The organism is Aminobacter sp. J44, from assembly GCF_007829415.1.
Taxonomy (GTDB): domain Bacteria; phylum Pseudomonadota; class Alphaproteobacteria; order Rhizobiales; family Rhizobiaceae; genus Aerobium.
This window is the reverse complement of sequence record NZ_VLJG01000089.1, coordinates 25,804-50,664: the sequence shown is the minus strand read 5'-3', so window position 1 is coordinate 50,664 and position 24,861 is coordinate 25,804. Positions and strand designations below refer to the sequence as shown.

The following is a 24,861-nucleotide window of genomic DNA, read 5'->3' as shown; positions in this document are numbered from 1 at the left end:
TTCCAAGGAGCATGGCATGATCGATCTGACTGGGCGGGTGGCAATCGTCACGGGCGCTGGCTCGGGCCTCGGACGCGAACATGCCCTGCTCCTGGGACGACGCGGCGCGAAGGTCGTCGTCAACGACATGAACGCCGAACCGGCGCAGAAGGTGGTCGACGAGATCATTGCGGCAGGGGGCGAGGCGTTTCCCTTCGCCGCATCAGTGACCGACTTCGACGCCGTGCAGGCGATGGTCGCCGAGACGCTGCAGCGCTGGTGCCAGATCGACATCCTCGTCAACAATGCCGGAATCATCCGCGACAAGAGCTTCGCCAAGATGGATCTCGCCGACTTCCGGCTGGTCCTCGACGTGCACGTGATGGGCGCCGCCAACTGCTGCAAGGCGGTGTGGGACCACATGCGCGAGCGCAAGTATGGCCGCATCGTCATGACGACGTCGTCCTCAGGCCTCTACGGTAATTTCGGCCAGGCGAACTACGCCGCCGCCAAGATGGGGCTGGTGGGCCTGATGCTTACGCTGGCGCTCGAAGGCGCCAAGTACAACATCCGCGTCAACTGCCTTGCGCCCACCGCCGCGACGCGGATGGTCGGCGACCTGTTCCCGCCGGAGCAGCTGGCAATGCTCGAGCCGCACCGGGTGAGCCCCGCGGTACTGGCGCTGGTGCGCGAGGACGCGCCGACGCGCGTGGTGCTTGCTGCCGGCGGCGGCAGCTTCGAGACCGCCCATGTGACGCTCACCGAAGGCGTTTTCCTCGAGGACGGCCCGGACGTCGCCGAACGGCTGGTCGAGCGCTGGGAAGAGGTCATGGACCGCGACAACGAGTTCGAGCCGGACACCGGCTTCCGACAGCTCGAGCACGAACTCGCCAAGGCCGAGGCGGCAAGGCTGGCGAAGAATTGATCCTCGCCAAGCGCCGCCCTAGCGGGTGAGCACCAGCACGACGATTCCGAGCACGATCAGGATGCAGCCGACCGTCTCGTAGCGGTTGATCTTCTCCTTGAAGAAAAACACCGAGGCCGCGAAGGTGAACAGCATCTCGATCTGCGCCAGCGCCTTGACGATCGAGGACTGCTGCAGCGTCATCGCCATGAACCAGCCGAACGAGGCCGTCGAGCCGACAAAGCCGGTGAACAGCGACACCTTCCAGGCGCGCGCGATGCGGCCGATCTCGGCACGGTCCTTCCACATCATCCAGCCGGCCATGACGATCGTCTGCAGGCAGATCGTCCACACCAGCGTGACGGCCGCCTGCATCGCGAAGTTCGGGCCGCCAAGTGCCAGAGAGGCGGCGCGGTAGGCAACGGCCGAAATGCCGAACAGGGTGCCGGAAGCAAGGCCGATCAGCGAATTGCGAGCGAACACCGAGGCGACGAGATTGCGCCAGCTCATTTCCATGTGCGCGACCGAGATCAGCATCACGCCGAAGACGCTGATGGCGATGGCGGACAAAACGCCCGCCGTGATCGTCTCGCCGAAGAAGATCAGCCCGAACAGCGCTGCCTGCGCGGGCTCGGTGCGCGAATAGGCAGTGCCGACCGCAAAGTTGCGGTAGGAGAACAGGTGAATGAGCAGGAAGGTCGCCGCGATCTGGCCGAATGCGCCGACGCCCACCCAGAACAGGAAGGTGCCGTTGGCCGATGGAACATCATAGCCGCCGACCGTCGCGAGCAGCCAGAGATAGAGGCAGGCAAACGGAACACCGAAGCCGAAGCGCACAAAGGTCGCCCCGGTCGTGCCCATGACGGCCTTGAGGTGCTTCTGCGCGGCCGAACGCAGGTTCTGCAGGAAGGCCGCGGCGATGGTGATGGGTATCCAGAGTTCCATGTCGCCCCCAGTCGGTGAAGCGACTTAGGCGCTTTAAGGCTCTCCTGACAAGCCTCGTCGCTCAGGCAGCCTCGCGGACGATATCGAAGACGACACGATTGCGGCCCCGACGCTTGGCCTCGTAGAGGCGAATGTCCGCCTCGCGCATCATCTCTGCCAGCGCCACGTTCGGGCGGAACCGCGTCGCGCCGATGCTGACCGACAGCGGCAGGTATTTGCCCTCGCCCGGATGGAACCGCAGTTCCTCGACGGCAATGCGCATGCGCTCGGCAACCAGCATCGCATCCTCGACGCTCGCGCCCGGCAGGAAGGCGGCGAACTCCTCGCCGCCAATGCGGCCGACAATATCGTTTTCGCGCACCGAGCGGCGGATCGCGTCGGCGATCAGGAGGAGTGCGACGTCGCCCTGCTGATGGCCGTGGGTGTCGTTGATGTACTTGAAATTGTCGGCGTCGACGATGAGCAGCGCGCCGGTATCGCTGCGGCGGCGGGTGTTGCCGAATGCCTTGAAGAAGGTCTCGCGGTTGAGGAGGCCCGTCATTTCGTCGTGGCGCGCCTTTTCCGCCAGCTGCGCGTAGGCGGCGGCGAGCTCCGCATGCGTCTCGGCAAGCTGCGCATGCACAAAGGTGAGGTCCGAGATCGCCTGGCGAAGCTTGCGCTTCTGCAGCAGGAAATAGACGCTGCCGGCGAAGATCACCACGAACGGGCAAAAGATCTTGACTGGAACCGCGCTGAAATCGACCTCGCCGCCCGCGAGCGGAATCAGCCGCACGATCATGAACAGAGCGAGCATCGTCGCGATGATCGAAAAGATGGCTGCGCGGGCGAGCAGGGAAAACATCGGCGGCACTCTCGGGAACTTCCCCAGCGGAATGCCAGATTCTTGTTGCGCGCCGATTTCGCTAACAGATCAAATTTGAACGATCGGCCGCATTTCCTTGTCGCCGCCCGGCAGCGGCCTTCATTCCGGGCCACAGATGGGCTAGGCAGTGGCCATGACAAACGCACCCGATCCCGCCCGCTTCGCCCATGTCACCGACTGGGTGTTCGACCTCGACAACACGCTCTACCCGCATCACACGAACCTGTTCGCGCAGATCGACGTGAAGATGACGGCCTATGTGGCCGAGCTGTTGCAGCTGCCGCGGGACGAGGCGCGCAAGGTGCAGAAAGAGCTTTACCGCGAATACGGCACGACGATGAACGGGCTGATCACGCGCCACGGCATCGATCCGGACGATTTTCTCAACAAGGTGCACGACATCGACTATTCCTGGGTGCAGCCGGACCCGGCGCTGGGCGCGGCGATCCGCCAGCTGCCCGGGCGAAAGTTCATCTTCACCAATGGCGACCGGCGGCACGCGGAAAACACCGCGCGCCAGCTCGGCATCCTCGACGATTTCGACGACATTTTCGACATCGTCGCGGCCGGCCTCGTGCCGAAACCCGCGCGCGAGCCCTACGACAAGTTCCTCGGCATCCACCGGGTGGACGCGCCGAACGCGGTCATGTTCGAGGATCTCGCGCGCAACCTCTCGGTCCCCAAGGCGCTCGGCATGACGACGGTGCTGATCGTGCCGAACAATTTCGAGCCGACCTTCTCGGAGATCTGGGAGCAGGATCCCGAGCACGAGGACGATGTCGACTACGTGACCGACAACCTCTCCGGCTTCCTCAACACGATCCTTGCGGGGCTGTAGCGGCGGCCGGTGGCGGATCCGGCGCATGGTACTGTTATGGGGGCGCACGAGCACGCCCCCTCCTCCATGCTTCGCATGGTCCCCCTCCCCCATAAATGGGGGAGGATCCGCGGGGCAATGTCATCACGTCGTTCCGTAACGCCGGTGCGGCTTCAGCGTTCAGGCACGGATGGCCGGGTCAAGCCCGGCCATGACGAAGTGGAAATGCATCATCCATAACTTCGCCCCGCCGTTGGCATCGAGAGTCGTGTGTTCCGCAATGGGAGACGATGAGGAGGGCTCTCCTCTTCCTGTCGCCTCTCCCGTTCGTCATGGCCAGGCTTGACCCGGCCATCCATGCCGGAGACGTTGCAGGGCAGGAGCAGAGGGTTCCGCTTGCGGTCGCGCGGAACCTTTCCAGACGCGGGAGGCGCACCCAGAAGCGGAGGAGGCTGGAGCGGGCGAAGGGGCGCAGCCCCAAATCCTTACGACGGTTGGCTCTGCAGAGGAAGTGCACGTTCCGGCAAGAAATCTAAGGCCGACCCGCCGGGAAGACAAAAGGCGCGTTCGAGTCCACAGACGGGGCGTGATCGGGCGCCAGAAGGAAACCCCGCCCGAAAACAAAAANCGGCAGCCTTGGCGGCAGCCTCTTCCTCGGCCTGCTTTGCAGCAGCGATGCGCTCCTGGGCCTTCTTGCCCGGGATAGCCTTGGTCGGGTTGTTACGGGCTTCGCGAGCAACGAGGCCGGCGTCAGCCAGGAAGCGGGCGACGCGGTCGGTCGGCTGGGCGCCGGTCGACAGCCAGTGCTTGATGCGGTCTTCGTTCAGCACGACGCGCTGGCCGTCCTTCGGCAGCATCGGGTTCCACGAGCCGAGCTGCTCGAGGAAGCGGCCGTCGCGCGGGGCGCGCTGGTCGGCAACGACGATGTGGTAGTAGGGGCGCTTCTTGGAGCCAGCGCGGGCAAGACGGATTTTCAGTGCCATGTTCGTTTCTCCTAGATGTTCTGGCCTAAAGGCATTCCGTTGAATTCAGGAAAGGGATTCCTTCTCCGAGGCAATTGCCTCGTGATGGCGGATGACTTCGCGAATGATGAAGTTCAGGAACTTCTCAGCGAAATCCGGGTCGAGACGCGCGTCCTGAGCCAGCTGGCGCAGGCGCGCGATCTGCTGCGTTTCACGGGCCGGATCTGCGGGCGGCAGATCGTACTTGGCCTTGAGCACGCCCACTGCCTTGGTGCAGCGGAAACGCTCGGCGAGCATGTGGACGAGCGCCGCATCGATGTTGTCGATCGAGATGCGGTACTCGGCGAGCTGCTCGTAAGGCGACCTGGCCGTGTCTTCTGTCATTGCCCCCTCACTTCTTTTTCACGCCGCCCGGCAGGCCGGGAAGCTTCAATCCACCAGGCAGACCCGGAAGGCCGCCGCCGGGAAGTCCACCCGGAAGACCGCCGGGCAGGCTCTTCGGCAGACCTGCGCCAAGGCCAGCTGCCTCGGCCTGCTTCTGCAGGGCCTCGAGCTGCTTGGGGTCCATCTTCGAAAGGTCGGGCATGCCGCCGCCCATCAGGCCGCCAAGGCCCATCTTGGAGGCAAGGCCACCCATGGCGGCGCGCATCATGCCACCGCCCTTGCCCTTGCCGCCCATCGCCTTCATCATGTCCGCCATCTGGCGGTGCATCTTCAGAAGCTTGTTGATCTGCGCGGCATCGGTGCCGGAACCGGCGGCGATGCGCTTCTTGCGCGAGTGCTTCAGAAGGTCCGGATTGGCGCGCTCTTCCTTCGTCATCGACTGAATGATGGCGATCTGGCGCGCAAACATCTTGTCGTCGAGGCCAGCGGCGGCAATCTGGTCCTTCATCTTAGCCATGCCGGGCATCAGGCCCATGATGCCGCCCATGCCGCCCATTTTCTGCATCTGGCGCAGCTGATCGAGAAGATCGTCGAGGTCGAACTTGCCCGACTGCATCTTCTTGGCCATCGCCGCGGCCTTTTCCGCGTCGAGGGTGGCGGCCGCCTTCTCGACCAGCGAGACGATGTCGCCCATGCCGAGGATGCGGTCGGCGATACGCCGGGGATGGAATTCCTCCAGCGCGTCCATCTTCTCGCCGACGCCGATGAGCTTGACCGGCTTGCCGGTGACGGCGCGCATCGACAGGGCCGCACCGCCGCGGCCATCGCCGTCCATGCGGGTGAGCACCAGGCCGGTGACGCCGACGCGTTCGTCGAAATTGCGGGCGAGGTTGACGGCGTCCTGACCGGTCAGCGAGTCGGCGACCAGCAGGATCTCGTGCGGGTTCGAGGCGGCCTTGATCTCCGCCATCTCGATCATCAGTGGCTCGTCAATGTGGGTACGGCCGGCGGTGTCGAGGATGACGACGTCGTAGCCGCCGAGCTTCGCGGCCTGCACCGAGCGGTGCGCGATCTCGACCGGCGATTGGCCGGCGACGATCGGCAGCGTCGAAACGCCGGTCTGCTCGCCGAGCTGGCGCAGCTGCTCCTGGGCGGCCGGACGGCGGGTGTCGAGCGAGGCCATCAGGACCTTCTTGCCCTGGCGCTCGGTCAGCCGCTTGGCGATCTTGGCGGAGGTGGTGGTCTTACCCGAACCCTGCAGGCCGACCATCATGATAACGACGGGAGCCGGCGCATTAAGGTCGATCGTCTCGCCCTCGGAGCCCAGCATCTCGACCAGCTCGTCATGGACGATCTTGACGACCATCTGGCCGGGCTTGATCGACTTCAGGACCTCGGCACCGACCGCCTTGGCGCGGACGCGATCGGTGAAGGAACGCACGACCTCGAGCGCGACGTCAGCCTCGATCAGCGCGCGGCGAACCTCGCGCAGCGCCGCCGAGACGTCGGCTTCCGAGAGCGCACCACGGCCGGTAAGGCCGTTCAGAATGGATCCGAGGCGTTCCTGAAGTGATTCAAACATCCGCTTTTCCCGTTCCCTGCCGAATGATCTCGCCAGAGAGGTAATACCTCAGCGGCAGGATGCCAAACTCCAAAGCCAGTGGGCACCCGGGGGCGCATCGCGCTGCCGGGTGTTGACCTCCGGGATCACTGTCTTCTCACTGCGAAGACCGTCCTGGTCGGTGGCTCGGAGTTGTCACTCGTCGCTGAATTTCGAGGCTGTAGACAGGAAAAGCTGACCGGAGTCAAGAAAAATGGAAAACCGCCGGCTGCAAACAGCCGACGGCTCCAACATCGCCCGTCAGTTTGAGGGGCCTACCGGACGATGTAGACGATGCGCCTCGTGTCCGGCTCGACCAGCACCGGCCGGTCGTTCACGTACACGTAGCGATACTCGTAGTCGGGGATCGCGTGCAGCTCGACGTCGCCCGGAAGAACTTCGCCGACGCGGATCTCGGTTTCGACCTGCACCGGATCGTAGCGGTTGGACTCGATGTAGCTGATGACCGGCGCGCCAGGCTCGATGTTCTGGATGCTGCCGACCGGACCTTCGTTGATGTAGATGTCCGGACCAAGGTCATCGAGATATTCGGAGTTGACCCAGCCGGCGACCTGGCCGGATTCGACCTCGCACCAGCCGCTCACGCGGTCGCAGCCGAGGACGGTTGCTTCGGATTCCGCCGCAATGATGCCGACGACCTGATGCTCTGATCCGGGCCCTGCCCTGACGTCGAGGTCCGAGGCAGCGACGACGGCCTGCTGCGCAAACGCGGAACCCGCCATCGCAAACAGAGCAACTGCCGCAGCCGAGGTGAAAAGCTTGGCTTTCATCTTCTTCTCCTTTGGGCCTCCCTCGGCGCACCAAACGGACAGGAAGAGATGATGTTCCAAGCCTTTGCAGGGGCCGCGATCACATTTTCACGCCAGCCGGCAGGACAAATTCATTGAGGCGGAAGGGGGGCGCTGCGACCTAGCTCGAGGCGCCGGCGGCAAGCGCCTTCTCGATCTGCGGCATCAGCTCGCGCGTCACGACCTCGGGGGAAAACGGGCCGACATGCTTGTAGGCGATGCGCCCATCCTTGCCGACGAGGAAGGTCTCCGGCACGCCGTAGACGCCCCATTCGATCGCGGCGCGGCCGGAATCGTCGGTGCCGATCAGCGTGTAGGGATTGCCCAGCTCATTGAGGAACCGGCGGGCGTTCTCCGGCTGGTCCTTGTAGTTGAGGCCGGCAATATCAAAGCGGCCGTCGGCGGCGAGCTGCATCAGCAGCGGATGCTCCTGACGGCAGGGCGCGCACCATGAGGCCCAGACATTGACCAGCGTCACCTTGCCGGCGAACTGCGCCGGGTCGAAGCCCGGCAGGTTGATGCCGTCGAGCGCGGGCAGCGACGTCACCGGCGCCTCGCGGCCGATCAGCGCGGACGGAATGACCGAGCTGTCGCGGCCGGACAGCAGCTGGACGAGGAACACGCCGGAAAGCGCCAGGAACAGCGCCAGCGGCAGAAGGAGCAGCCAGCGGCGGCGGCCCGGATTTTCGACCTGCTCGCTCATGATGCTGCCTTCGTTGAGCGGCGGCGCACGCCCGCGGCCTCGAGCTCGGCGAGCTCACGTTTGCGAGCCCTCTGGTCAATCAGGATCCAGGCGGCGAGGAAGGCAAGGCCGATCGCCGAAACACCATAGGCCGACAGAACATAAAGAGCGTGCGCGCTCATCGGCCGGCCTCCCGAGCAGCGATCTTGCGCATCGACGAGACGCGGCGGCGCCAGATCTCGGTGCGCATGGCCATCAGATGCAGAGTGAAGAACAGCAGCGTGAAGCCGAGCGCGCAGATCAACAGCGGCCACAGCATCGACGGATGGATGGTCGGGCCGTCGAGGCGGATGACCGACGCCGGCTGGTGCAGCGTGTTCCACCACTCGACGGAAAACTTGATGATCGGAATGTTGACGAAGCCGACCAGCGTGACGATCGCGGCGGCACGGGCGCTGCGGCCCGGATCATCCAGCGCGCGGGTGAGCGCGATGATGCCGAGATACATAAGAAAGAGCACGAAGACGGAGGTCAGGCGGGCGTCCCACACCCACCAGGTGCCCCACATCGGCTTGCCCCAGATCGAGCCGGTAGCAAGCGCAAGCAGCGTGAAGACGGCGCCGATCGGCGCTGCTGACTTCACCGAAACGTCGGCGAGCGGATGGCGCCACACCAGCGTGCCCAGCGACGACAGCGCCATGATCGAGTAGCACATCATCGACAGCCACGCGAACGGCACGTGGATGTACATGATGCGCACGGTGATGCCCTGCTGGTAGTCCTCGGGCGCGGCAAAGGCGAGCCAGATGCCGACGGCCAGCACCACGGCAGACAGCACCGCCAGCCACGGCACGAGCCGGTCGGCCAGCGTGACGAACCGCGTCGGGTTGGCCAGATCCATCCACCGGCCGGAACTTGCTGCTGTCTCGGTCATGCGCGCTAGATAAACCGCGGCCGACGCTGGCGCAATTGGCGCAGATCAAACCCGCGTGAGACGTTTTCGCGCGTCAAGGCTCAGTCGACGTTGGACTTGAGCGCAAAAGCGGCGGCGACCGGCCCCAGAACGGCAAAGAACATCGTCAATGCCGAGAGGATCAGGAAGGGCGGCAGGAACGGCTCGGGGTCGTTCACCGCGCCATAGGCGGCCGAGACGCCGAAGATGAGAACCGGGATAGCGAGCGGCAGCACCAGCACGGATACGAGCAGGCCGCCGCGCGGCAGCGCCACCGCGACCGCCGCACCCACCGCGCCGATAAAGGCGATGGCGGGCGTTCCGGCAAGGAGCGTCACGGTTGTCGCACCGATGCCGAGCGGCTCCATGTTCATGAAGAGGCCGAGAAGCGGCGAGGCGACTACCAGCGGCAGCACGGCCGAGACCCAGTGGGCGAGGCATTTGACCAGCACGGTCAGCGCCAGCATGTGCCGGCTTTCGCCAAGGATCAGAAGGTCGAGCGAGCCGTCCTCGCGGTCGGCCTGGAACAGCCGGTCGAGGCCGAGCAGCGAGGCGAGCAGCGCCCCGATCCACAGGATCGCCGGGCCGATGCGCGCCAGCAGGTTAAGGTCAGGGCCGACGCCGAACGGCACCACCGCCACAACGGCAAGGAAGAACAGGACGCCGACCAGCGCCCCGCCACCGGCGCGAACGCCAAGGCGAAGATCGCGAATGAAAAGCGCTAGCATGGTCGGGCCGCAGTGACGTGAATGGAGTGACGGGCGTGCGGCAGGGCTTCTAGCACGGAACGCGGGGCGGGTGTCACGTGGGATCGGGACCCGAGTTGGGAAGCCACACCAACACCGACTGTTTCGGGTTCATGGGAGATGTGGAGCGAGCCCCCACGCGGCGAGTACTTGTTACGGAAGGGCGCGGAAGTCGCGAGAGAGGTTACCCCCACCCCTAACCCCTCCCCACAAGGGGGAGGGGGATTTTGGAGTTTGTCGTGAGACGTCAGGCGTGTCCGTGAGGAAATTTGTCCCTGCGAGATAACAGCACGCGTCGGGGAGCGACTGTCGCGCGACGCTGAAACCACGCCATACGCCGGCGATTGCCAACATTCCCCTCCCCCTTGTGGGGAGGGGTTAGGGGTGGGGGTGGAATTCGACGGTCCCAATTCGGCAGAAGTCGGCTTGCCCTTCGGTTTCAGCTCAGTGAGGGACAGGGGCGGACAATCCCTATTTCTACCCCTTCGGCCGAAGCGGGGAAGCGGGTCGGCAATGGAAGGGAAACGTACCCCCACCCCTAACCCCTCCCCACAAGGGGGACGGGGATTTTGGAGCTTATCCTGAGACGTCAGGCGTGTCCGCGAGGAAATTTGTCCCTGCGAAGGAACCGTGCGCGTCGGGGAGCGACTAACGCACGACCCTGAAACCAAGCCAGACGCCGGCGATTGCCAACGTTCCCCTCCCCCTTGTGGGGAGGGGTTAGGGGTGGGGGTCAGCCTCGCATCCCTCACTTCGGCGCGTTGGAGGATGTGGCTCGTCCCTCTCGCCTCGCCGCGCAGGTTGGCGTCACCATTGAACTCCCCAACCACCGCTCGAAGACGGACTTCCGAACCCGCACCGCCCCTGTCAGCCAGAACATTCTGTCCGGCCCGCGCCGCCATCAGTGGCGCTCCGTCATCGGCAGGGTCATCACCCCTTCGAGGCCAAGAGGAATGTGGGTGGCGGCGACGATGATGCCGCCGTCCTCGAGATGGGCCCGCATCAGCGCCGCAAACTGGTGTTCGGACGCCTTGTCGAGGCCGGCGGTCGGCTCGTCGAGCAGCCAGACCGGCCGGTAGCTGACCAGAAGCTTGGCAATCGAGATGCGGCGCTTCTGCCCAGTCGAAAGATAGCCGTAAGGAAGGCTCGCCACCTGGGGCAGGCCGACCATGTCGAGCGCTTCGTCGATGGCAAGGTGCGGCGAACCGTTGAACTCGCGCCAGAAGCGCAAATTCTCCTCGACCGTGAGCGCCGTCTTCATCGCGTTGCCATGGCCGAGATAGTGGGTGGCGGAAGCGACGGAGGGAAACTCTTCCGGATCGCAGCCGTCGAGGCGAATCGACCCTGTCGCGGCAGGCAGCAGACCAGCGACGATTCGCAGCAAAGTCGACTTGCCGGAGCCGTTCGCGCCGGTGACGATGAGGGCCTCGCCGCTGCCCAGCTGGAAGTCGATCCCTGAAAAAACCGGCTCGCCGCCGCGCTCCCCGCAAAGGTTTTCGGCGATCAGCCGCATTGTCACCCGCTTTCGTTCCGGCACGCAGCAAAACCGCTGCGGATCAGCAAATCCACTAGAATCATTTTAAGAACTTCTCTATATGCGGGGCAACCGTGCCAGCGGTCGGCACGGAAACTAATTTGCGCCGAACCAGCGCGCGCGCCGCCTTGAACGGCCGGGTCGCATGGGAGCGGACAGCGGAAATGACCGTACCCGCACCTTTGCGCGTGTTAGCATGCCACAGGCGTCCGTTACCCGATCGGCAAACGACGTTTTTGAGGATCGCACGTGTCCAACTCACTCGACAGCTTCAATTGCCGCCGCACCCTTTCCGTGGGCGACAAGGAGTACACCTATTTCAGCCTGATCGAAGCCGAGAAGAACGGCCTGGAAGGCGTCAGCCGCCTGCCCTTCTCGATGAAGGTTCTGCTGGAGAACCTGCTTCGCAACGAAGACGGCCGCTCCGTCACCAAGGAATCGATCTCGGCCGTTGCCGCCTGGCTGGTGGACAAGGGTACCGCCGGGGTCGAGATTGCCTACCGTCCGGCTCGCGTCCTGATGCAGGACTTCACCGGCGTTCCGGCAGTGGTGGACCTGGCCGCCATGCGCGACGGCATCGCCGCTCTCGGTGGCGATCCGCAGAAGATCAACCCGCTGGTTCCGGTCGACCTCGTCATCGACCACTCGGTCATCGTCGATGACTTCGGCAACCCGCTGTCGTTCGCCCGCAACGTGGAACTCGAGTACCAGCGCAACGAAGAGCGCTACAAGTTCCTCAAGTGGGGCCAGCAGGCGTTCCGCAACTTCCGCGTCGTGCCGCCCGGCACCGGCATCTGCCACCAGGTCAACCTCGAATACCTCGCCCAGACCGTCTGGACGAAGGAAGAGGACGGCGTCACCGTCGCCTATCCGGACACCTGCGTCGGCACCGACTCGCACACCACCATGGTCAACGGCCTTGGCGTCCTTGGCTGGGGCGTCGGCGGCATCGAGGCCGAGGCTGCCATGCTCGGCCAGCCGGTCTCCATGCTCCTGCCTGAGGTCATCGGCTTCCGCCTGACCGGCAGCCTGAAGGAAGGCGTCACCGCGACCGACCTCGTACTCACCGTCACCCAGATGCTGCGCAAGAAGGGCGTCGTCGGCAAGTTCGTCGAGTTCTTCGGCCCGGGCCTGTCCAACATGACGCTCGCCGACCGCGCGACCATCGCCAACATGGGTCCGGAATACGGCGCGACCTGCGGCTTCTTCCCGGTCGACAAGGAAACCATCCGCTACCTGACCACTTCGAGCCGCGCCGCCGACCGCATCGCGCTCGTCGAAGCTTACTCGAAGGCTCAGGGCATGTGGCGCGATGCCGACACGCCGGATCCGGTCTTCACCGACACGCTCGAGCTCGACATGGGCACCGTCGTTCCGTCGATGGCCGGCCCGAAGCGTCCGGAAGGCCGCGCTCCGCTGCAGGACATTGCCAAGAACTTCGCGGTCGCGCTCGAGAACGAGTACAAGAAGACGGTCGACACGGCCAAGCGCTATGCCGTTGAGGGCGAGAACTTCGATCTCGGCCATGGCGACGTCGTGATCGCCGCGATCACCTCGTGCACCAACACCTCGAACCCGTCGGTGCTGATCGCCGCTGGCCTCCTCGCCCGCAACGCGAACCGCGTGGGCCTGAAGCAGAAGCCGTGGGTCAAGACCTCGCTTGCTCCTGGCTCGCAGGTCGTTGCCGAGTACCTGGAGAAGGCTGGCCTGCAGAAGGAGCTCGACCAGATCGGCTTCAACCTCGTCGGCTTCGGCTGCACCACCTGCATCGGCAACTCCGGTCCGCTCCCAGCCCCGATCTCGAAGACCATCAACGAGAAGGGCCTGATCGCCGGCGCCGTGCTCTCGGGCAACCGCAACTTCGAGGGTCGCGTCTCTCCGGACGTCCAGGCGAACTACCTCGCTTCGCCGCCGCTCGTCGTCGCCTACGCGCTCGCAGGCACCGTCACCAAGGACCTGACCACCGAGCCGCTCGGCGAGGGTGCTGACGGCCAGCCGGTGTACCTGAAGGACATCTGGCCGACCTCGCAGGAGATCAACGAGTTCATCGAGCAGTACGTGACCCGCGACATCTTCGCGAAGAAGTACGCCGACGTCTTCAAGGGCGACGAGAACTGGCAGAAGGTCCAGGCTCCGTCGGGCGAGACCTATGCGTGGGATCCAAAGTCGACCTACGTGCAGAACCCGCCGTACTTCGTCGGCATGCCGAAGCAGGCCGGCGCGGTTGCCCCGATCAATGGCGCACGCATCCTCGGCCTGTTCGGCGACAAGATCACGACCGACCACATTTCGCCGGCCGGTTCGATCAAGGCTGCTTCGCCGGCTGGCAAGTACCTCACCGATAACGGCGTTGCCGTTGCCGACTTCAACCAGTACGGCACGCGTCGCGGCAATCATGAGGTGATGATGCGCGGCACCTTCGCCAACATCCGCATCCGCAACCACATGCTCGGCGAAAACGGCAAGGAAGGTGGCTACACGATCCACTATCCGTCGAAGGAAGAGCTGTCGATCTACGACGCCGCCATGCGCTACAAGGCCGAGGGCGTGCCGCTCGTCATCTTCGCCGGCGTCGAGTACGGCAACGGCTCGTCGCGTGACTGGGCTGCGAAGGGCACCAACCTGCTCGGCGTCCGCGCCGTGATCGCGCAGTCCTTCGAGCGCATCCACCGCTCGAACCTCGTCGGCATGGGCGTTATCCCGTTCACCCTCGAAGAGGGCACGAGCTGGGCTTCGCTTGGCCTGAAGGGCGACGAGACTGTCGACATCGAAGGCATCGAGGACATCAAGCCGCGCCAGAAGATGGTGGCCAAGGTGACCTATGCCGACGGTACCGTCCGCGAGGTTCCGGTGCTCTGCCGCATCGATACACTCGACGAGCTCGACTACTACAAGAACGGCGGCATCCTGCAGTACGTTCTGCGCGACCTGGCTGCCTAAGCCACTCGCGGATAGCGAAAATGAAGATCCCTCCCCGGCAACGGGGAGGGATCAGTTTGTTGACAAACCCTCGACGCACCTTTCCGGAGCCCGAGATTCACGGAACGTCTCAGATTCAAAGTGAGAACGGATCGGAATCAACAAGCCTGATTTGAAGGCTCGCGGAACTTTGTCAGCAGTCTGATCCCTCCCCGGCAACGGGGAGGGATTTTTCGTTTGGGGGATGGTTGTGGTCTCAGCGGCGGTCAGCGCTCAGAGACGGCCCAGCAGCTATGTTTGCACCGCCCCGCGCGGCCGATGCGTTCAGGCCTGGATCCCCGGCTCAAGGCCGGGGATGACGAGGAGGAGGTGTCCGAAAAACCTTTGCGGCGGCGCGGCTCTGCGGCAGTCGTGTTTGAACGAGTACGTACCAGGTTCATCATCGTCGGCCTTGAGCAGAGGATGACGAGGAGGAAATGTCCGGGCGGCGCCGCCGGCGGCGCGGCTCGGCGACGGTCGTGTTTGCCCGAATACGTACCAGCTTCGTCATCGTCGGCCTCGAGCCGACGATCCATGCCGGAACTTCCCCGGCAAACCAGCGGAGCAAACAGATTACGGCCGGCGAAAGCCCGTCGGCTTGCCATAAATGTAGGCGATGCGGTCGACTGCCTGGCGGAGCGGTTCGCGGGCGACCGACATGGTGTGGCCGTTGGCGTGGATGATGTTTTCCTCGTCGACCAAGATGGCGACGTGGCCCTTCCAGAAGACGAGGTCGCCGCGGCGAAGGCCGCTGAGGTCGTCGCAGATCTCGATGGGCTCGCCGATCGAGCTAGCCTGCATGTCGGTGTCGCGCAGGACGGTGCGGCCCACCATGCGCATCGACAGCTGGACGAGGCCGGAGCAGTCAATGCCGAAGGCGCTGGTGCCGCCCCAGAGATAGGGTGTGCGTTCGAGCATCGCGGCGACCGCGACGAAGTCGCTGGATACGTGGTCGATCGGGCGCAGATGCGAGGCAACCAGGGCCTCGCCGGAGGCAAGCACGCAGTATCCGAGGCCGCGGGTCTCGGCGGTGCCGGCGACGTGAAAGCGGCTGCCGAGCGAATAGCAACCGGTCGCGGGCTTCTTCATGTCCGGCTCGCGGTAGGAGAAGGTTCGCGGGACGGCGACGACATGGGTCGGCTCGGCGGAAATCTCGGCAAGGCCGGCGCTGGAGGCATAGCCGACATAACCGTCGCGCTCCGACTGCAGCCAGGCGAAGCCTTCGGTCTCCTCGAAGACGCGGACGCGATCGCCGAGGAGGAGCTGGGTGTCCTGGCCGGCATCCGGCCGCGGCGCGTTGCGGATGTCGAGGACGGGTATCGCCACCTGCATCGGGCGGCCCTCCACGAAGCGGCTGGCCTCGACCTGCCCCTTCAGGCGCGCGTCGGCAAGGTCGGGCCGGAAAGCGTTCAGTCGTCGGTCGAGAGAGGTCAAAGTGGAAGCTCCGCAGCCTTGTCGATGATGACATCGCCGATGCGCTCGACATAGAGCGCACCTTCCACCGTACGTCGAATCAGCACGTTGCGCCTGTCCTTTTCATCGCGATGACGCGAGACAAGCTTCATTGCACCCATCGTGTCCAGAGCCCGGGTGATGACCGGCTTCGATACGTTGAGCTTTTCGGCGAGCGAGCGCACCGTGTGCGGCGGCGGATCGAGATAGATGGTGAGCAGGATCGCCATCTGGCGCATCGTCAGGTCGTGAAAATCTCCCCTCACCTCCGCCAGCATCACCTGCTGCCAGAGCCGCAGCGACTGGCTGGGGCGCATCACGATAGCCATGACCATTACGTAGCGGCAATTCGTTTCGCTTCCGTTTCCGAGGGAGCAGCTATGGGGACATGTCCCTTTACATGTGAAGCGCGCATACTTATGTATGAAACATCATAAATGAGTTGCAGGACATTTGTTTTGATCACTTCCACCCAGATGCGCGCCGCGAGGGCCCTTGCCCAGATCGACCAGAAGACCCTGGCCGAGATGGCAGGCGTGTCCCTGCCGACGATCCAGCGGATGGAAGCGAGCGACGGGGTGGTCCGGGCAAATGTCGACACGCTGATGAAGGTGATCGAGGCGCTCGACCGCGCCGGCATCCAGCTCATCGGCGAGAACCAGACGAGCGACGCCGGAGGACGCGGCGTCCGGTTGAAGGAGCCTTCGATAAAATGACGCAAGACAGTCGCGCAGGACAAATGACGCCAGCCGCGAGTTTCCGCGATTTGTTTACTCCCAAGCTGGTCACGGTGCTGCGCGAGGGCTACGGCCTTTCCGCCCTCCGCGACGACGCGCTGGCGGGTCTGACCGTCGCCATCGTCGCCCTGCCCCTGTCGATGGCGATCGCCATCGCCTCCGGCGTCTCGCCCGACCGGGGCCTTTACACCGCCATCGTCGGCGGCTTCCTCGTCTCGCTGCTGGGCGGCAGCCGCTTCCAGATTGGCGGCCCTGCCGGCGCCTTCATCGTGCTGGTGGCCTCGTGCGTGCATCGCCAGGGTCTCGACGGCATGCTGCTCGCGACTTTCATGGCCGGCTTCTTCCTGCTGGCGATCGGGTATCTCAGGCTCGGCACCTACATCAAGTTCATCCCCTATCCGGTGACGATCGGCTTTACCGCCGGCATTGGCATCATCATTCTGTCGAGCCAGCTGCGCGACCTGTTCGGCCTGACGCTGGACGGCCCGGAGCCCGCGGAATTCCTGCCGAAGCTCGAAGCGCTGGTGGGCGCGGCCAATACGGTGACGCCCGCCGCGGTCGGCATCGCGATCGCGACGATCGGCATCATCCTTGGCCTGAAGAAGTGGAAGCCGACCTGGCCGGGCCTGCTGATCGCCGTTGCGGTCACGGCGGCGGCAGTGCCGCTCCTCGGCCTTGGCGTCGAGACGATCGGCACGCGCTTCGGCGGCATTCCTCGCACCCTGCCGGCGCCGCATATCCCGGCGATCTCGCTCGAAAAGATCCAGGCCGTGCTGCCCGACGCGATCGCCTTTGCCCTGCTCGGCGCGATCGAATCGCTGCTGTCGGCGGTCGTGGCCGACGGCATGAGCGGGCGGCGCCATCGCTCGAACTGCGAACTGGTGGCGCAGGGCGTCGCCAATATCGGCTCGGCGCTGTTCGGCGGCGTGCCGGTCACCGGCACCATCGCCCGCACGGCAACCAATGTGCGTGCCGGCGCGCGCGGCCCTATCTCGGGCATGCTGCACTCGGCGTTCCTGCTCTGCTTCATGCTGGTGGCGGCACCGCTTGCCGCGCACATTCCGCTGGCGGCCCTTGCCGGCGTGCTGGTCGTCGTCTCGCTCAACATGATCGAGCGCGAGGCGATCAAGGCGCTGGTGCAGTCCTCCTGGGGCGATGCGGTGGTGCTCGCCGTGACCTTCCTGCTGGTGGTCTTCCGCGACCTCACCGAAGGCATCGTCGTCGGCTTCGTGCTCGGCGCGCTGCTCTTCATCCACCGCATGTCGACCGCCGTCTCGGTCGAGGAGGACAAGCCGGACAGCACCAACGGCCGCAGGAAGCCTTACGACCCGCATGAAGCGGACGACCCGAACACGGTCATCTACCGCATCTCGGGCGCGTTCTTCTTCGGCACCGCGTCGATGGTGAGCTCCGTGCTCGACCGCATCGCCGACCAGCGCAGGAACTTCATCCTCGACTTCAGCGGCGCGCCGCTGATCGACTCGACGGCGGCGAACGTGGTCGAGGGCGCGGTGCGCAAGGCGCATAAGAAGGACGTGCGCGTCATCATCACCGGCGCGTCGGCGAACGTCCGCCGGCTGCTGATCGCCAATGGCGTGCGCCAGCCGCTGGTCGAGTTCTACCCGTCGATCGACGAGGCGCTCGAGGAGATCGGGGGCAAGGCTGAAGTCGAGGCCGCCTGAGGGACGAACGTCCTGGCGGACACAAATTTGTGAGCGCCGGATCGATAGCACGCTTCCTTCCTTTCGCTACTATCCAACAAGGGAAGGAAGCGGAATGGTTCGATCAATCCTCAAGGCAAGCGTGGCCGCAGTCGCGGCGCTGGTTGGAGCCGGCGGCGCGGCATTCGCACAGGAAAACCAGTTTGACACGGAAAAGGGCGCGATCCTCGTCACGGTGGTGACGGAAGGGCTCGACCATCCGTGGGCGATCGCGTTCCTCCCCGATGGCGACATGCTGGTCACCGAGCGGCCGGGTAATCTGCGGGTCGTGAAGGCGGACGGGTCGAAGTCCGAGCCGATCAGCGGCACGCCGCAAGTTGACGCGCGCGGCCAGGGCGGCCTGCTGGACGTTGCGCTCGATCCCGATTTCGGCAGCAACCGGCTGGTCTATCTGAGCTTTGCGGAAGCAGGCGAAGGCGGCAACAGCACCGCGGTCGCGCGCGGGCGGCTCAGCGAAGACCGCACCGCGCTCGAGAACGTCGAGGTCATTTTCTCGCAGCAGCCGAAGGTGGAGAGCACCGCGCATTTCGGCTCGCGGCTGGTGTTCGACAATGAAGGACACCTGTACGTGACGATGGGCGAGCGCAGCGACCGGCAGTTTCGCGACCACGCGCAAGACCTGACGACGCACCTAGGCACCATCGCGCGCATCAATCCCGACGGCAGCGTGCCTGACGACAACCCGTTCGTCGGACGCAGCGACGCGCTGCCGGAGATCTACGCCTACGGCATCCGCAATTCGCAGGCGGCAGCGCTGCATCCGGAAACCGGCGTGCTGTGGGAGATCGAGCACGGGCCGCGCGGCGGCGACGAGCTCAACATCATCCGACCGGGCGCGAACTATGGCTGGCCGGTCGTCACCTTCGGCCGCGAATATTACGGGCCGCGGATTGGCGAGGGCACCTCGGCGCCCGGCATGGAAGATCCAATCTACCAATGGACGCCGGTGATCGCGCCATCGGGCATGATCTTCTACGGCGGCGACGCCTTCCCGAAATGGCAGGGCAATCTGTTCGTCGGCGGCCTCGCCTCGACAGCGCTGGTGCGGCTCGAACTCGACGGCGAGAAGGTCACGCACGAGGAGCGGCTGCTGGAGGATCTCGATTTCCGCATCCGCGACGTGGCGGAGGGACCGGATGGAGCGATCTACGTGGCGACGGACGAGGACAACGGGATGATCCTGCGGATTGCCCCGGCGGAATGACAGCCGCCCAAACGCAATGAACCCCGCCTTACCCAAGGGATCGGCGAGGTTCGTTGCCTGAGAACTACCTTCTACATCATCTTCATTTTTTCAGTCAACAGTCTGTCAACAAATATCGAACAATGTATGCAAGGACAGGCTTAACTGCCCATTAAAATGCCCGGATTAGGTTCCAGTGCGACCGACTCTAGGGTCGTTTTGGATACCGGGGCGGATGGCCAACCGTAAGAAACCTGCACGAATCGAACCGAGCTTCGACGCTTTCGGGGCGGATGAACCGAAAAGCGGCTTCTTCGTGAGCGAGGAAGACCGGGTCGTGCCGACGCAGCCCAGGTCAAAATCCGGCAGTTCAAAGGCTTCTTCCCGCCGCGAACCGGCGGGAACGGCGCGCAAGGGCGGACGCGGCCGCAAGAAACGGCGCGGCTTCTTCGGTTTCCTGAAGACCGCCGCCTACTGGTCGATGGTGCTGTGCCTTTGGGCCGGCATCGCGGGCGTCGGCCTCGTCGCCTATATCGGCGCGAAGATGCCGGCCGCGACCACCTGGTCGATCCCGGACCGACCGCCGAACGTACGAATCATCGATATGAACGGCCAGCTGGTCGCCAATCGCGGCATGACCGGCGGCGAGGAAATCGGCCTGCACGAAATGTCGCCGTTCATCCCGCAAGCGGTGATCGCCATCGAGGATCGCCGGTTCTACTCGCATTTCGGCGTCGACCCCATCGGCCTTGCCCGCGCGTTCGTGTCCAACATCGTTGACCGCAGGCTTGGCCAGGGCGGATCGACGCTGACCCAACAGCTGGCGAAGAACCTGTTCCTGAAACCTGAGCGCACCATCGAGCGCAAGGTGCAGGAAGTGCTGATGGCCTTCTGGCTGGAGCGCACCTACACCAAGGACCAGATCCTCGAAATGTATCTCAACCGGGTCTATTTCGGCTCGGGTTCCTATGGCGTCGAGGCTGCCTCGCGGCGCTATTTCAGCAAATCCGCGCGTGACGTCTCGCTCTCCGAAGCCGCTCTCCTTGCTGGCCTGCTCAAGGCGCCGTCGCGCCTGTCGCCCGCGCGCGACCCGCAAGCGGCGGAAAAGCGCGCCAAGCTGGTGCTCGCCGCAATGCGCGAGGAAAACATGATCGGCGATGCCGAGCTGCAGCTGGCGATGAACGCGCCAGCCGTGCGCGCGCCCGCCTTCTGGACAGGTTCCGAAAACTACGTCGCCGACCGGATCATGGAGGAGCTGCCGGAGCTGATCGGCGAAGTGCGCACCGACATCGTCGTCGAGACAACGGTTGACCTGGTGCTGCAGACCTTTGCCGAAGGCGCGATCCGCAACGTGATCGATGCGGAGGGCAAGAAGCACAATGTAAGCCAGGGCGCGCTGGTCTCGATCGACGCGAGCGGTGCCGTGCGCGCCATGGTCGGCGGCTACGACTACGCGACCAGCCAATTCGACCGCGCCTCGGAAGCCAAGCGCCAGCCGGGCTCGGCCTTCAAGCCGTTCGTCTACATGGCGGCGCTCGAAAATGGTTACTTCCCGGACACGATCGTCAACGACGCGCCGATCAAGATCGGCAAATGGGCACCGAAGAACTTCAACGACAAGTACTACGGCCAGATCCCGCTCTCGACAGCGCTGGCGCGGTCGGTGAACTCGGTTGCGGCGCAGCTCGCGCAGCAGGTCGGCCCGGCGGCGATCGTTGAGACGGCCTGGCGCATGGGCATCCAGTCCAACCTCGAGCCGAATCTTTCCATCGCGCTCGGCACCTCGGAAGTGACGCCGCTCGAACTTACGTCCGCCTATGTGCCGTTTTCGAATGGCGGCTTCCGCCCTGAAATCCACTTCGTGCGCCGCATCAAGACGGCGAAGGGCGAGGTGCTCTACGAGCACAAGGCGTCGATGGGCCCGCGCGTTGCCCGCGCCGAGATCATTGGCATGATGAACTCAATGATGGCCGGCGCCGTGAAGGAAGGCACGGCCAAGCGCGCCGCCTTCGGCTGGCCGGCGGCTGGCAAGACTGGCACGTCGCAGAATTCGCGTGACGCATGGTTCGTCGGCTTCACGGCGAACCTGACGACCGGCGTGTGGCTCGGCAATGACGACGGCAGCCCGACCAAGGGACTGACCGGCGGCCAGCTGCCGGCGCAAGCCTGGCACGACTTCATGACCGCCGCGCATGAGGGCGTGCCGGTGGCACAGCTGCCGGGCGGCTGGAACGGCCGGGTGCTGTCCGACATCGAGAGTGTGCTGAGCCAGTCGTCGGATGGCGGAAACGTTGCCACCGCACCCACCGGTTCGGTCCAGCCAGCGGCGCAGGGCGGCGGGCGGATCGGCTCGATCATGGACATCATCCTCGGAAACTGACGTTTTGCCGCTCTCGCCTAAATGGTCCGCCTCGGCTACATAGCTCGCGGGAGATCCGAACATGGCTGAAGAGACTCGCAGGAAAACGATCGTACTGACCGGCGCGAGCCGGGGCATCGGACACGCAACCGTCAAGCGCTTCTCGCGCGAGGGCTGGCGCGTCATCACCTGCTCGCGCCAGCCGTTTGCCGAAAACTGCCCTTGGCCGTCCGGTCCCGAGGACCACATCAAGGTGGACCTCTCGGACCCGGAGGACGTCGGCGCGGCGGTTGCGGAAATCCGCCACCGGCTGATGAAGGACGGCAGCGCGCTCGACGCGCTCGTCAACAATGCGGCGATCTCGCCAAAGCTCGAGGGCGGCAAGCGCATGAACTCGATCGAGACGCCGATGCATGTCTGGCGCGACGTCTTCCAGGTCAATTTCTTCGCGCCGATCATGCTGGCGCGCGGCCTGTTCAAGGAACTGGCCAACGCCAAGGGCTCCGTGGTGAACGTCTCGTCCATTGCCGGCGGGCGCGTGCACCCCTTCGCCGGCACGGCCTATGCGACGTCGAAGGCGGCGCTGTCGTCGCTGACGCGCGAGATGGCCGCCGACTTCGGCCCGCACGGCATCCGCGTCAACGCGATCGCGCCAGGCGAGATCGACACTTCGATCCTGTCGCCCGGCACGGAAAAGATTGTTGAGACGATTCCGATGCGGCGGCTGGGTTCGACCAGCGAAGTCGCCGACATCATCTACTTCCTCTGCTCGCAGCAGGCGTCCTACGTGACCGGCGCCGAGATCCACATCAACGGCGGCCAGCACGTCTGACGGCGAAGATCACCAGTCTTCCGACAAGAGCTTCTCGATACCCTCGATGGTGTGGTTGGTAAGGGTCTTCGGCACCTCGCCGATGAGCCTTTCCGCCACCACCTTGTGCATCTCCTTGCGAATTTCGCCGAGAACGAGCGGAGGCGCGACGATCACCAGCTTGTCATAGTCGCCGCGATGCGCGGACTTGTAGAGGCGCTCGGAAATCTGCTTGGCAAAACGCTCCTTGCCGATGCGCTGCCAGTCGGTTTCCTCCAGCGCGCTGCGGTGGGCGCTCGCGCCGCCGCTGAAGCGGCCGGGCTGAGCCGCACCCTGCTCGCGGGTCGGCGGATTGACCTCGACCAGCTCGCGGAACACCTGAAGGTCGGGCTTCCTGACATCACCTTCGTTGCGCAGGAAAAGTGCCTTCTCCCCATCGGCCACCACCACCCAGGCGTCGCGTTCAAGACGAATAGCAGGCATGTTCCGCTCCTCTCGTTGCTGAAGGTCTTTCGAAGTTGAACTCCGGCCTCCACCGGATGTTCCGGCTTAACTTAGGCGAAGTCGTGCACTCATTTTTCGGCATTTAGCGGAATCTAAGAAAAGCGATTTCCCCTTTCATGAAGTGGCGCGAGAAGGTTCCTTCAGATTTTCTTCCGCAACGGCGAGTATTCGGGCATGTCCCTTCGTGCCCTCAATTCCTTGCCGCAAGTTCAACGGCTCAACACCTTCCCGATCTTCATGCGGGTTGAAGGTGAAGCCGTGGTCATCGTCGGCGAAGGCGACGAGGCGCTGGCGAAGGCACGCCTGATCGCCCAGAGCTCAGCGGAGCTCAAGATCGTTGCTAAAAATCCGGAACCGGCGCTGGAAGCATGGGCGGGCGAGAACGGTGTCGAGATTATCCGCGAAAGCTACCGCACCTCGCACCTGTTCGGCGTCGCGCTGGTGTTTGCTGCCAGCGGCGGGGCGCAACTCGACGCGCGCGTGGCCGCCGACGCCCGCGCAGCGAACATTCCGGTCAATGCTGTCGACCGGCCGGAACTTTGCGACTTCTTCACCCCGGCCCTCATCAACCGCGCGCCGGTGGCAATCGCCATCGGCACCGAGGGTGCGGGTCCCGTGCTTGCCCAGATCATCCGCTCGCGCATCGATCGCATTCTCCCACCGGCACTCGGCAGGCTGGCTCAGCTTGCCGCGTCCTGGCGCGATGCCGTCGAGCGGATCGTGCCGCGCGGGGCCGCGCGCCGCGACTTCTGGAAGTCGTTCTTCGAAGGTGAGCCGGCACGTGCCGTCACCGCCGGGGACGACGAGGCAGCCAGTCGCGCCGCCGAGCGGCTGCTTTCTGGCGCGCCGGAAAAGGGCCATGTTGTGCTGGTTGGCGCCGGTCCGGGCTCCGAAGACCTGATTACCCTGCGTGCGCACCGCCTGCTGATGGAAGCGGACGTCATCGTGCATGACGCGCTGGTGCCGGAAGCGGTCGTTGCACTCGGGCGCCGGGATGCCGAGCGCATTTATGCCGGCAAGCGCAAGGGCTGCCACTCGAAGAGCCAGAACGAGATCAACGAGCTGCTGGTCGAGCTCGGCCGCAAGGGCAAGCGCGTGGTGCGGCTGAAGTCCGGCGATCCGCTGGTGTTCGGCCGTGCGGGCGAAGAAATGGCGGCGCTGCGCGAGGCAGGCATCTCCTACGAGGTGGTGCCGGGCGTGACCGCTGCCTTTGCCGCCGCCGCCGATTTCGACCTGCCGCTGACGCTGCGCGGCGTTGCCTCGTCGATGGTGTTCACCACCGGTCATGACCTCAAGGGCGGCGCGCTGCCGGACTGGGCAAAACTTGCGATCGATGGCGCGACTGTCGTCGTCTATATGGGGCGCTCCAACGCGGCCGAAGTGGCCCAGTACCTTGCCGACGCAGGGCTTTCGCCTGACACGGCGGTTGCCGTCGTCGAGAATGCGAGCCTGCCCCACCGCCGCCTGTTCCACGGCACGCTTGCCGACCTTCCCGGCCTCGAGAGCCGCGAGGACCTGACCGGCCCGGTGATGACGATCATCGGCGATGCCGTCGCCGGCGCCAACTTCCGCAACTCGGAACCGATTGCCCGGCGCGACAGCGCCCACAGCAACCTTGAAAGGACGATGCGATGAAAGTTCTGACTGCGAACCGCCTTACCAATGGCGAAGCCGTCTGGCTTGCCGCAGACCATTCATGGACCCCGACGATCCAGGGCGCGGAGATCGCGCTCGACGAGGCAACCGAGGAAAAGCTGATCCGCGCGGGCAAGGCTGCGCTCTGTAAGAACGAGGTCGTCGACGTCAACCTGATCGATGTCGAACTCGTCGACGGCGTGGTGCGCCCGGTGCGCCTGCGCGAGCGCATCCGCGCCGCCGGTCCGACCAACCGCCGCGACCTAGGCAAGCAGGCCGAGCGCTTCATCGCCGTCGCAGCCTGAGTGCAAGCTGAGTTCAGGGA

24 protein-coding genes are annotated in these 24,861 nt (G+C 64.8%); 10 read left to right on the top strand and 14 right to left on the bottom strand.

All coding sequences use genetic code 11. The annotated features are described in order from the left end of the window. The first annotated feature begins 16 nt into the window (after positions 1 to 16). Positions 17 to 904 carry an SDR family NAD(P)-dependent oxidoreductase gene (locus tag L610_RS19725; RefSeq protein ID WP_024846484.1) on the top strand — a complete coding sequence of 296 codons (888 nt, stop codon included), beginning with the start codon at positions 17 to 19 and terminating at the stop codon, positions 902 to 904. 18 nt (positions 905 to 922) lie between these two features. Here L610_RS19725 and L610_RS19720 read toward each other — a convergent pair whose 3' ends face one another. Further along, positions 923 to 1,828, bottom strand: a complete 906-nt coding sequence (locus L610_RS19720; protein ID WP_024846485.1) for a DMT family transporter — start codon at positions 1,826 to 1,828, stop codon at positions 923 to 925. 61 nt (positions 1,829 to 1,889) lie between these two features. Continuing rightward, complete coding sequence (locus L610_RS19715) at positions 1,890 to 2,669, bottom strand: GGDEF domain-containing protein (protein WP_024846486.1); 780 nt, start codon at positions 2,667 to 2,669, stop codon at positions 1,890 to 1,892. 154 nt (positions 2,670 to 2,823) lie between these two features. Here L610_RS19715 and L610_RS19710 point away from each other — a divergent pair, with 154 nt between their 5' ends. Next, positions 2,824 to 3,528 carry a pyrimidine 5'-nucleotidase gene (locus L610_RS19710; RefSeq protein WP_024846487.1) on the top strand — a complete coding sequence of 235 codons (705 nt, stop codon included), beginning with the start codon at positions 2,824 to 2,826 and terminating at the stop codon, positions 3,526 to 3,528. 464 nt (positions 3,529 to 3,992) lie between these two features. Here L610_RS19710 and rpsP read toward each other — a convergent pair whose 3' ends face one another. The 9 genes from rpsP to ccmA all read right to left on the bottom strand — a co-directional run bounded on the left by rpsP (position 3,993) and on the right by ccmA (position 11,155). After that, positions 3,993 to 4,490, bottom strand: a complete 498-nt coding sequence (gene rpsP / locus L610_RS19705) for a 30S ribosomal protein S16 (protein ID WP_144707036.1) — start codon at positions 4,488 to 4,490, stop codon at positions 3,993 to 3,995. A gap of 45 nt (positions 4,491 to 4,535) precedes the next feature. After that, positions 4,536 to 4,853 carry a chorismate mutase gene (locus tag L610_RS19700; RefSeq protein WP_024846488.1) on the bottom strand — a complete coding sequence of 106 codons (318 nt, stop codon included), beginning with the start codon at positions 4,851 to 4,853 and terminating at the stop codon, positions 4,536 to 4,538. Between the two features lie 7 nt (positions 4,854 to 4,860). After that, positions 4,861 to 6,435 (bottom strand): signal recognition particle protein, encoded by a 1,575-nt coding sequence (gene ffh, locus L610_RS19695; protein ID WP_024846489.1) that lies wholly within the window; start codon positions 6,433 to 6,435, stop codon positions 4,861 to 4,863. A 293-nt stretch (positions 6,436 to 6,728) separates the two neighbouring features. Next, the gene (locus L610_RS19690; protein WP_144707034.1) at positions 6,729 to 7,244 is read right to left on the bottom strand and encodes a DUF1236 domain-containing protein; all 516 of its coding nucleotides are present in this window, start codon (positions 7,242 to 7,244) and stop codon (positions 6,729 to 6,731) included. A gap of 139 nt (positions 7,245 to 7,383) precedes the next feature. Beyond that, entirely contained in the window at positions 7,384 to 7,965 is a 582-nt protein-coding gene (locus tag L610_RS19685; RefSeq protein WP_024846491.1) for a DsbE family thiol:disulfide interchange protein, read from the bottom strand. Then, entirely contained in the window at positions 7,962 to 8,126 is a 165-nt protein-coding gene (ccmD, locus tag L610_RS19680; protein ID WP_024846492.1) for a heme exporter protein CcmD, read from the bottom strand. The genes L610_RS19685 and ccmD overlap by 4 nt, the downstream gene beginning before the upstream one ends. Next, positions 8,123 to 8,878, bottom strand: a complete 756-nt coding sequence (locus L610_RS19675) for a heme ABC transporter permease (RefSeq protein WP_024846493.1) — start codon at positions 8,876 to 8,878, stop codon at positions 8,123 to 8,125. Before L610_RS19675 ends, ccmD begins: the two co-directional genes overlap by 4 nt. 80 nt (positions 8,879 to 8,958) lie before the next feature. Further along, positions 8,959 to 9,624, bottom strand: a complete 666-nt coding sequence (gene ccmB, locus L610_RS19670) for a heme exporter protein CcmB (RefSeq protein ID WP_024846494.1) — start codon at positions 9,622 to 9,624, stop codon at positions 8,959 to 8,961. Positions 9,625 to 10,543: 919 nt separating this feature from the next. Continuing rightward, entirely contained in the window at positions 10,544 to 11,155 is a 612-nt protein-coding gene (ccmA, locus tag L610_RS19665; RefSeq protein ID WP_024846495.1) for a heme ABC exporter ATP-binding protein CcmA, read from the bottom strand. Positions 11,156 to 11,425: 270 nt separating this feature from the next. On the opposite strand from ccmA, the gene acnA reads away from it, so the two are divergent. Further along, positions 11,426 to 14,116 (top strand): aconitate hydratase AcnA, encoded by a 2,691-nt coding sequence (acnA, locus tag L610_RS19660; RefSeq protein WP_024846496.1) that lies wholly within the window; start codon positions 11,426 to 11,428, stop codon positions 14,114 to 14,116. 591 nt (positions 14,117 to 14,707) lie between these two features. Here the strand turns inward: acnA and L610_RS19655 are convergent. Both L610_RS19655 and L610_RS19650 read right to left on the bottom strand, forming a co-directional pair. Next, entirely contained in the window at positions 14,708 to 15,568 is an 861-nt protein-coding gene (locus L610_RS19655) for an NlpC/P60 family protein (protein ID WP_024846497.1), read from the bottom strand. After that, complete coding sequence (locus L610_RS19650) at positions 15,565 to 15,915, bottom strand: MarR family transcriptional regulator (protein ID WP_024846498.1); 351 nt, start codon at positions 15,913 to 15,915, stop codon at positions 15,565 to 15,567. Before L610_RS19650 ends, L610_RS19655 begins: the two co-directional genes overlap by 4 nt. 129 nt (positions 15,916 to 16,044) lie before the next feature. Between L610_RS19650 and L610_RS19645 the strand changes: the two genes are divergently transcribed. The 5 genes from L610_RS19645 to L610_RS19625 all read left to right on the top strand — a co-directional run bounded on the left by L610_RS19645 (position 16,045) and on the right by L610_RS19625 (position 22,418). After that, positions 16,045 to 16,302 (top strand): helix-turn-helix domain-containing protein, encoded by a 258-nt coding sequence (locus L610_RS19645; protein ID WP_024846499.1) that lies wholly within the window; start codon positions 16,045 to 16,047, stop codon positions 16,300 to 16,302. Next, positions 16,299 to 18,005: a SulP family inorganic anion transporter gene (locus L610_RS19640; protein ID WP_024846500.1), complete on the top strand. Its 1,707-nt coding sequence runs from the start codon at positions 16,299 to 16,301 to the stop codon at positions 18,003 to 18,005. The genes L610_RS19645 and L610_RS19640 overlap by 4 nt, the downstream gene beginning before the upstream one ends. A 94-nt stretch (positions 18,006 to 18,099) precedes the next feature. Further along, positions 18,100 to 19,248 carry a PQQ-dependent sugar dehydrogenase gene (locus L610_RS19635; RefSeq protein ID WP_034329085.1) on the top strand — a complete coding sequence of 383 codons (1,149 nt, stop codon included), beginning with the start codon at positions 18,100 to 18,102 and terminating at the stop codon, positions 19,246 to 19,248. A gap of 214 nt (positions 19,249 to 19,462) precedes the next feature. Continuing rightward, positions 19,463 to 21,607, top strand: a complete 2,145-nt coding sequence (locus L610_RS19630; protein WP_024846502.1) for a transglycosylase domain-containing protein — start codon at positions 19,463 to 19,465, stop codon at positions 21,605 to 21,607. 61 nt (positions 21,608 to 21,668) lie between these two features. Then, entirely contained in the window at positions 21,669 to 22,418 is a 750-nt protein-coding gene (locus tag L610_RS19625) for an SDR family NAD(P)-dependent oxidoreductase (protein WP_024846503.1), read from the top strand. Positions 22,419 to 22,427: 9 nt separating this feature from the next. On the opposite strand, the gene L610_RS19620 is transcribed toward L610_RS19625, so the two are convergent. Beyond that, positions 22,428 to 22,880: a host attachment family protein gene (locus tag L610_RS19620; RefSeq protein ID WP_024846504.1), complete on the bottom strand. Its 453-nt coding sequence runs from the start codon at positions 22,878 to 22,880 to the stop codon at positions 22,428 to 22,430. Between the two features lie 195 nt (positions 22,881 to 23,075). Between L610_RS19620 and cysG the strand changes: the two genes are divergently transcribed. Both cysG and L610_RS19610 read left to right on the top strand, forming a co-directional pair. Then, positions 23,076 to 24,536 (top strand): siroheme synthase CysG, encoded by a 1,461-nt coding sequence (gene cysG, locus L610_RS19615; protein WP_186441629.1) that lies wholly within the window; start codon positions 23,076 to 23,078, stop codon positions 24,534 to 24,536. Continuing rightward, on the top strand, positions 24,533 to 24,841 hold the full coding sequence (locus L610_RS19610) for a DUF2849 domain-containing protein (protein WP_024846506.1): 309 nt from the start codon (positions 24,533 to 24,535) through the stop codon (positions 24,839 to 24,841). The genes cysG and L610_RS19610 overlap by 4 nt, the downstream gene beginning before the upstream one ends. The last annotated feature ends 20 nt before the right edge of the window (positions 24,842 to 24,861 follow it).

Coding starts and splice junctions, on each gene's coding strand:
- L610_RS19725 (WP_024846484.1), top strand. CDS start 17: ATGATCGATCTGACTGGGCGGGTGGCAATCGTCACGGGCGCTGGCTCG.
- L610_RS19700 (WP_024846488.1), bottom strand. CDS start 4,853: ATGACAGAAGACACGGCCAGGTCGCCTTACGAGCAGCTCGCCGAGTAC.
- L610_RS19650 (WP_024846498.1), bottom strand. CDS start 15,915: ATGGCTATCGTGATGCGCCCCAGCCAGTCGCTGCGGCTCTGGCAGCAG.
- L610_RS19610 (WP_024846506.1), top strand. CDS start 24,533: ATGAAAGTTCTGACTGCGAACCGCCTTACCAATGGCGAAGCCGTCTGG.
- L610_RS19690 (WP_144707034.1), bottom strand. CDS start 7,244: ATGAAAGCCAAGCTTTTCACCTCGGCTGCGGCAGTTGCTCTGTTTGCG.
- L610_RS19675 (WP_024846493.1), bottom strand. CDS start 8,878: ATGACCGAGACAGCAGCAAGTTCCGGCCGGTGGATGGATCTGGCCAAC.
- L610_RS19715 (WP_024846486.1), bottom strand. CDS start 2,669: ATGTTTTCCCTGCTCGCCCGCGCAGCCATCTTTTCGATCATCGCGACG.
- L610_RS19685 (WP_024846491.1), bottom strand. CDS start 7,965: ATGAGCGAGCAGGTCGAAAATCCGGGCCGCCGCCGCTGGCTGCTCCTT.
- L610_RS19710 (WP_024846487.1), top strand. CDS start 2,824: ATGACAAACGCACCCGATCCCGCCCGCTTCGCCCATGTCACCGACTGG.
- ccmB (WP_024846494.1), bottom strand. CDS start 9,624: ATGCTAGCGCTTTTCATTCGCGATCTTCGCCTTGGCGTTCGCGCCGGT.
- ffh (WP_024846489.1), bottom strand. CDS start 6,435: ATGTTTGAATCACTTCAGGAACGCCTCGGATCCATTCTGAACGGCCTT.
- ccmA (WP_024846495.1), bottom strand. CDS start 11,155: ATGCGGCTGATCGCCGAAAACCTTTGCGGGGAGCGCGGCGGCGAGCCG.
- ccmD (WP_024846492.1), bottom strand. CDS start 8,126: ATGAGCGCGCACGCTCTTTATGTTCTGTCGGCCTATGGTGTTTCGGCG.
- cysG (WP_186441629.1), top strand. CDS start 23,076: ATGTCCCTTCGTGCCCTCAATTCCTTGCCGCAAGTTCAACGGCTCAAC.
- L610_RS19635 (WP_034329085.1), top strand. CDS start 18,100: ATGGTTCGATCAATCCTCAAGGCAAGCGTGGCCGCAGTCGCGGCGCTG.
- L610_RS19630 (WP_024846502.1), top strand. CDS start 19,463: ATGGCCAACCGTAAGAAACCTGCACGAATCGAACCGAGCTTCGACGCT.
- L610_RS19620 (WP_024846504.1), bottom strand. CDS start 22,880: ATGCCTGCTATTCGTCTTGAACGCGACGCCTGGGTGGTGGTGGCCGAT.
- L610_RS19640 (WP_024846500.1), top strand. CDS start 16,299: ATGACGCAAGACAGTCGCGCAGGACAAATGACGCCAGCCGCGAGTTTC.
- L610_RS19720 (WP_024846485.1), bottom strand. CDS start 1,828: ATGGAACTCTGGATACCCATCACCATCGCCGCGGCCTTCCTGCAGAAC.
- L610_RS19625 (WP_024846503.1), top strand. CDS start 21,669: ATGGCTGAAGAGACTCGCAGGAAAACGATCGTACTGACCGGCGCGAGC.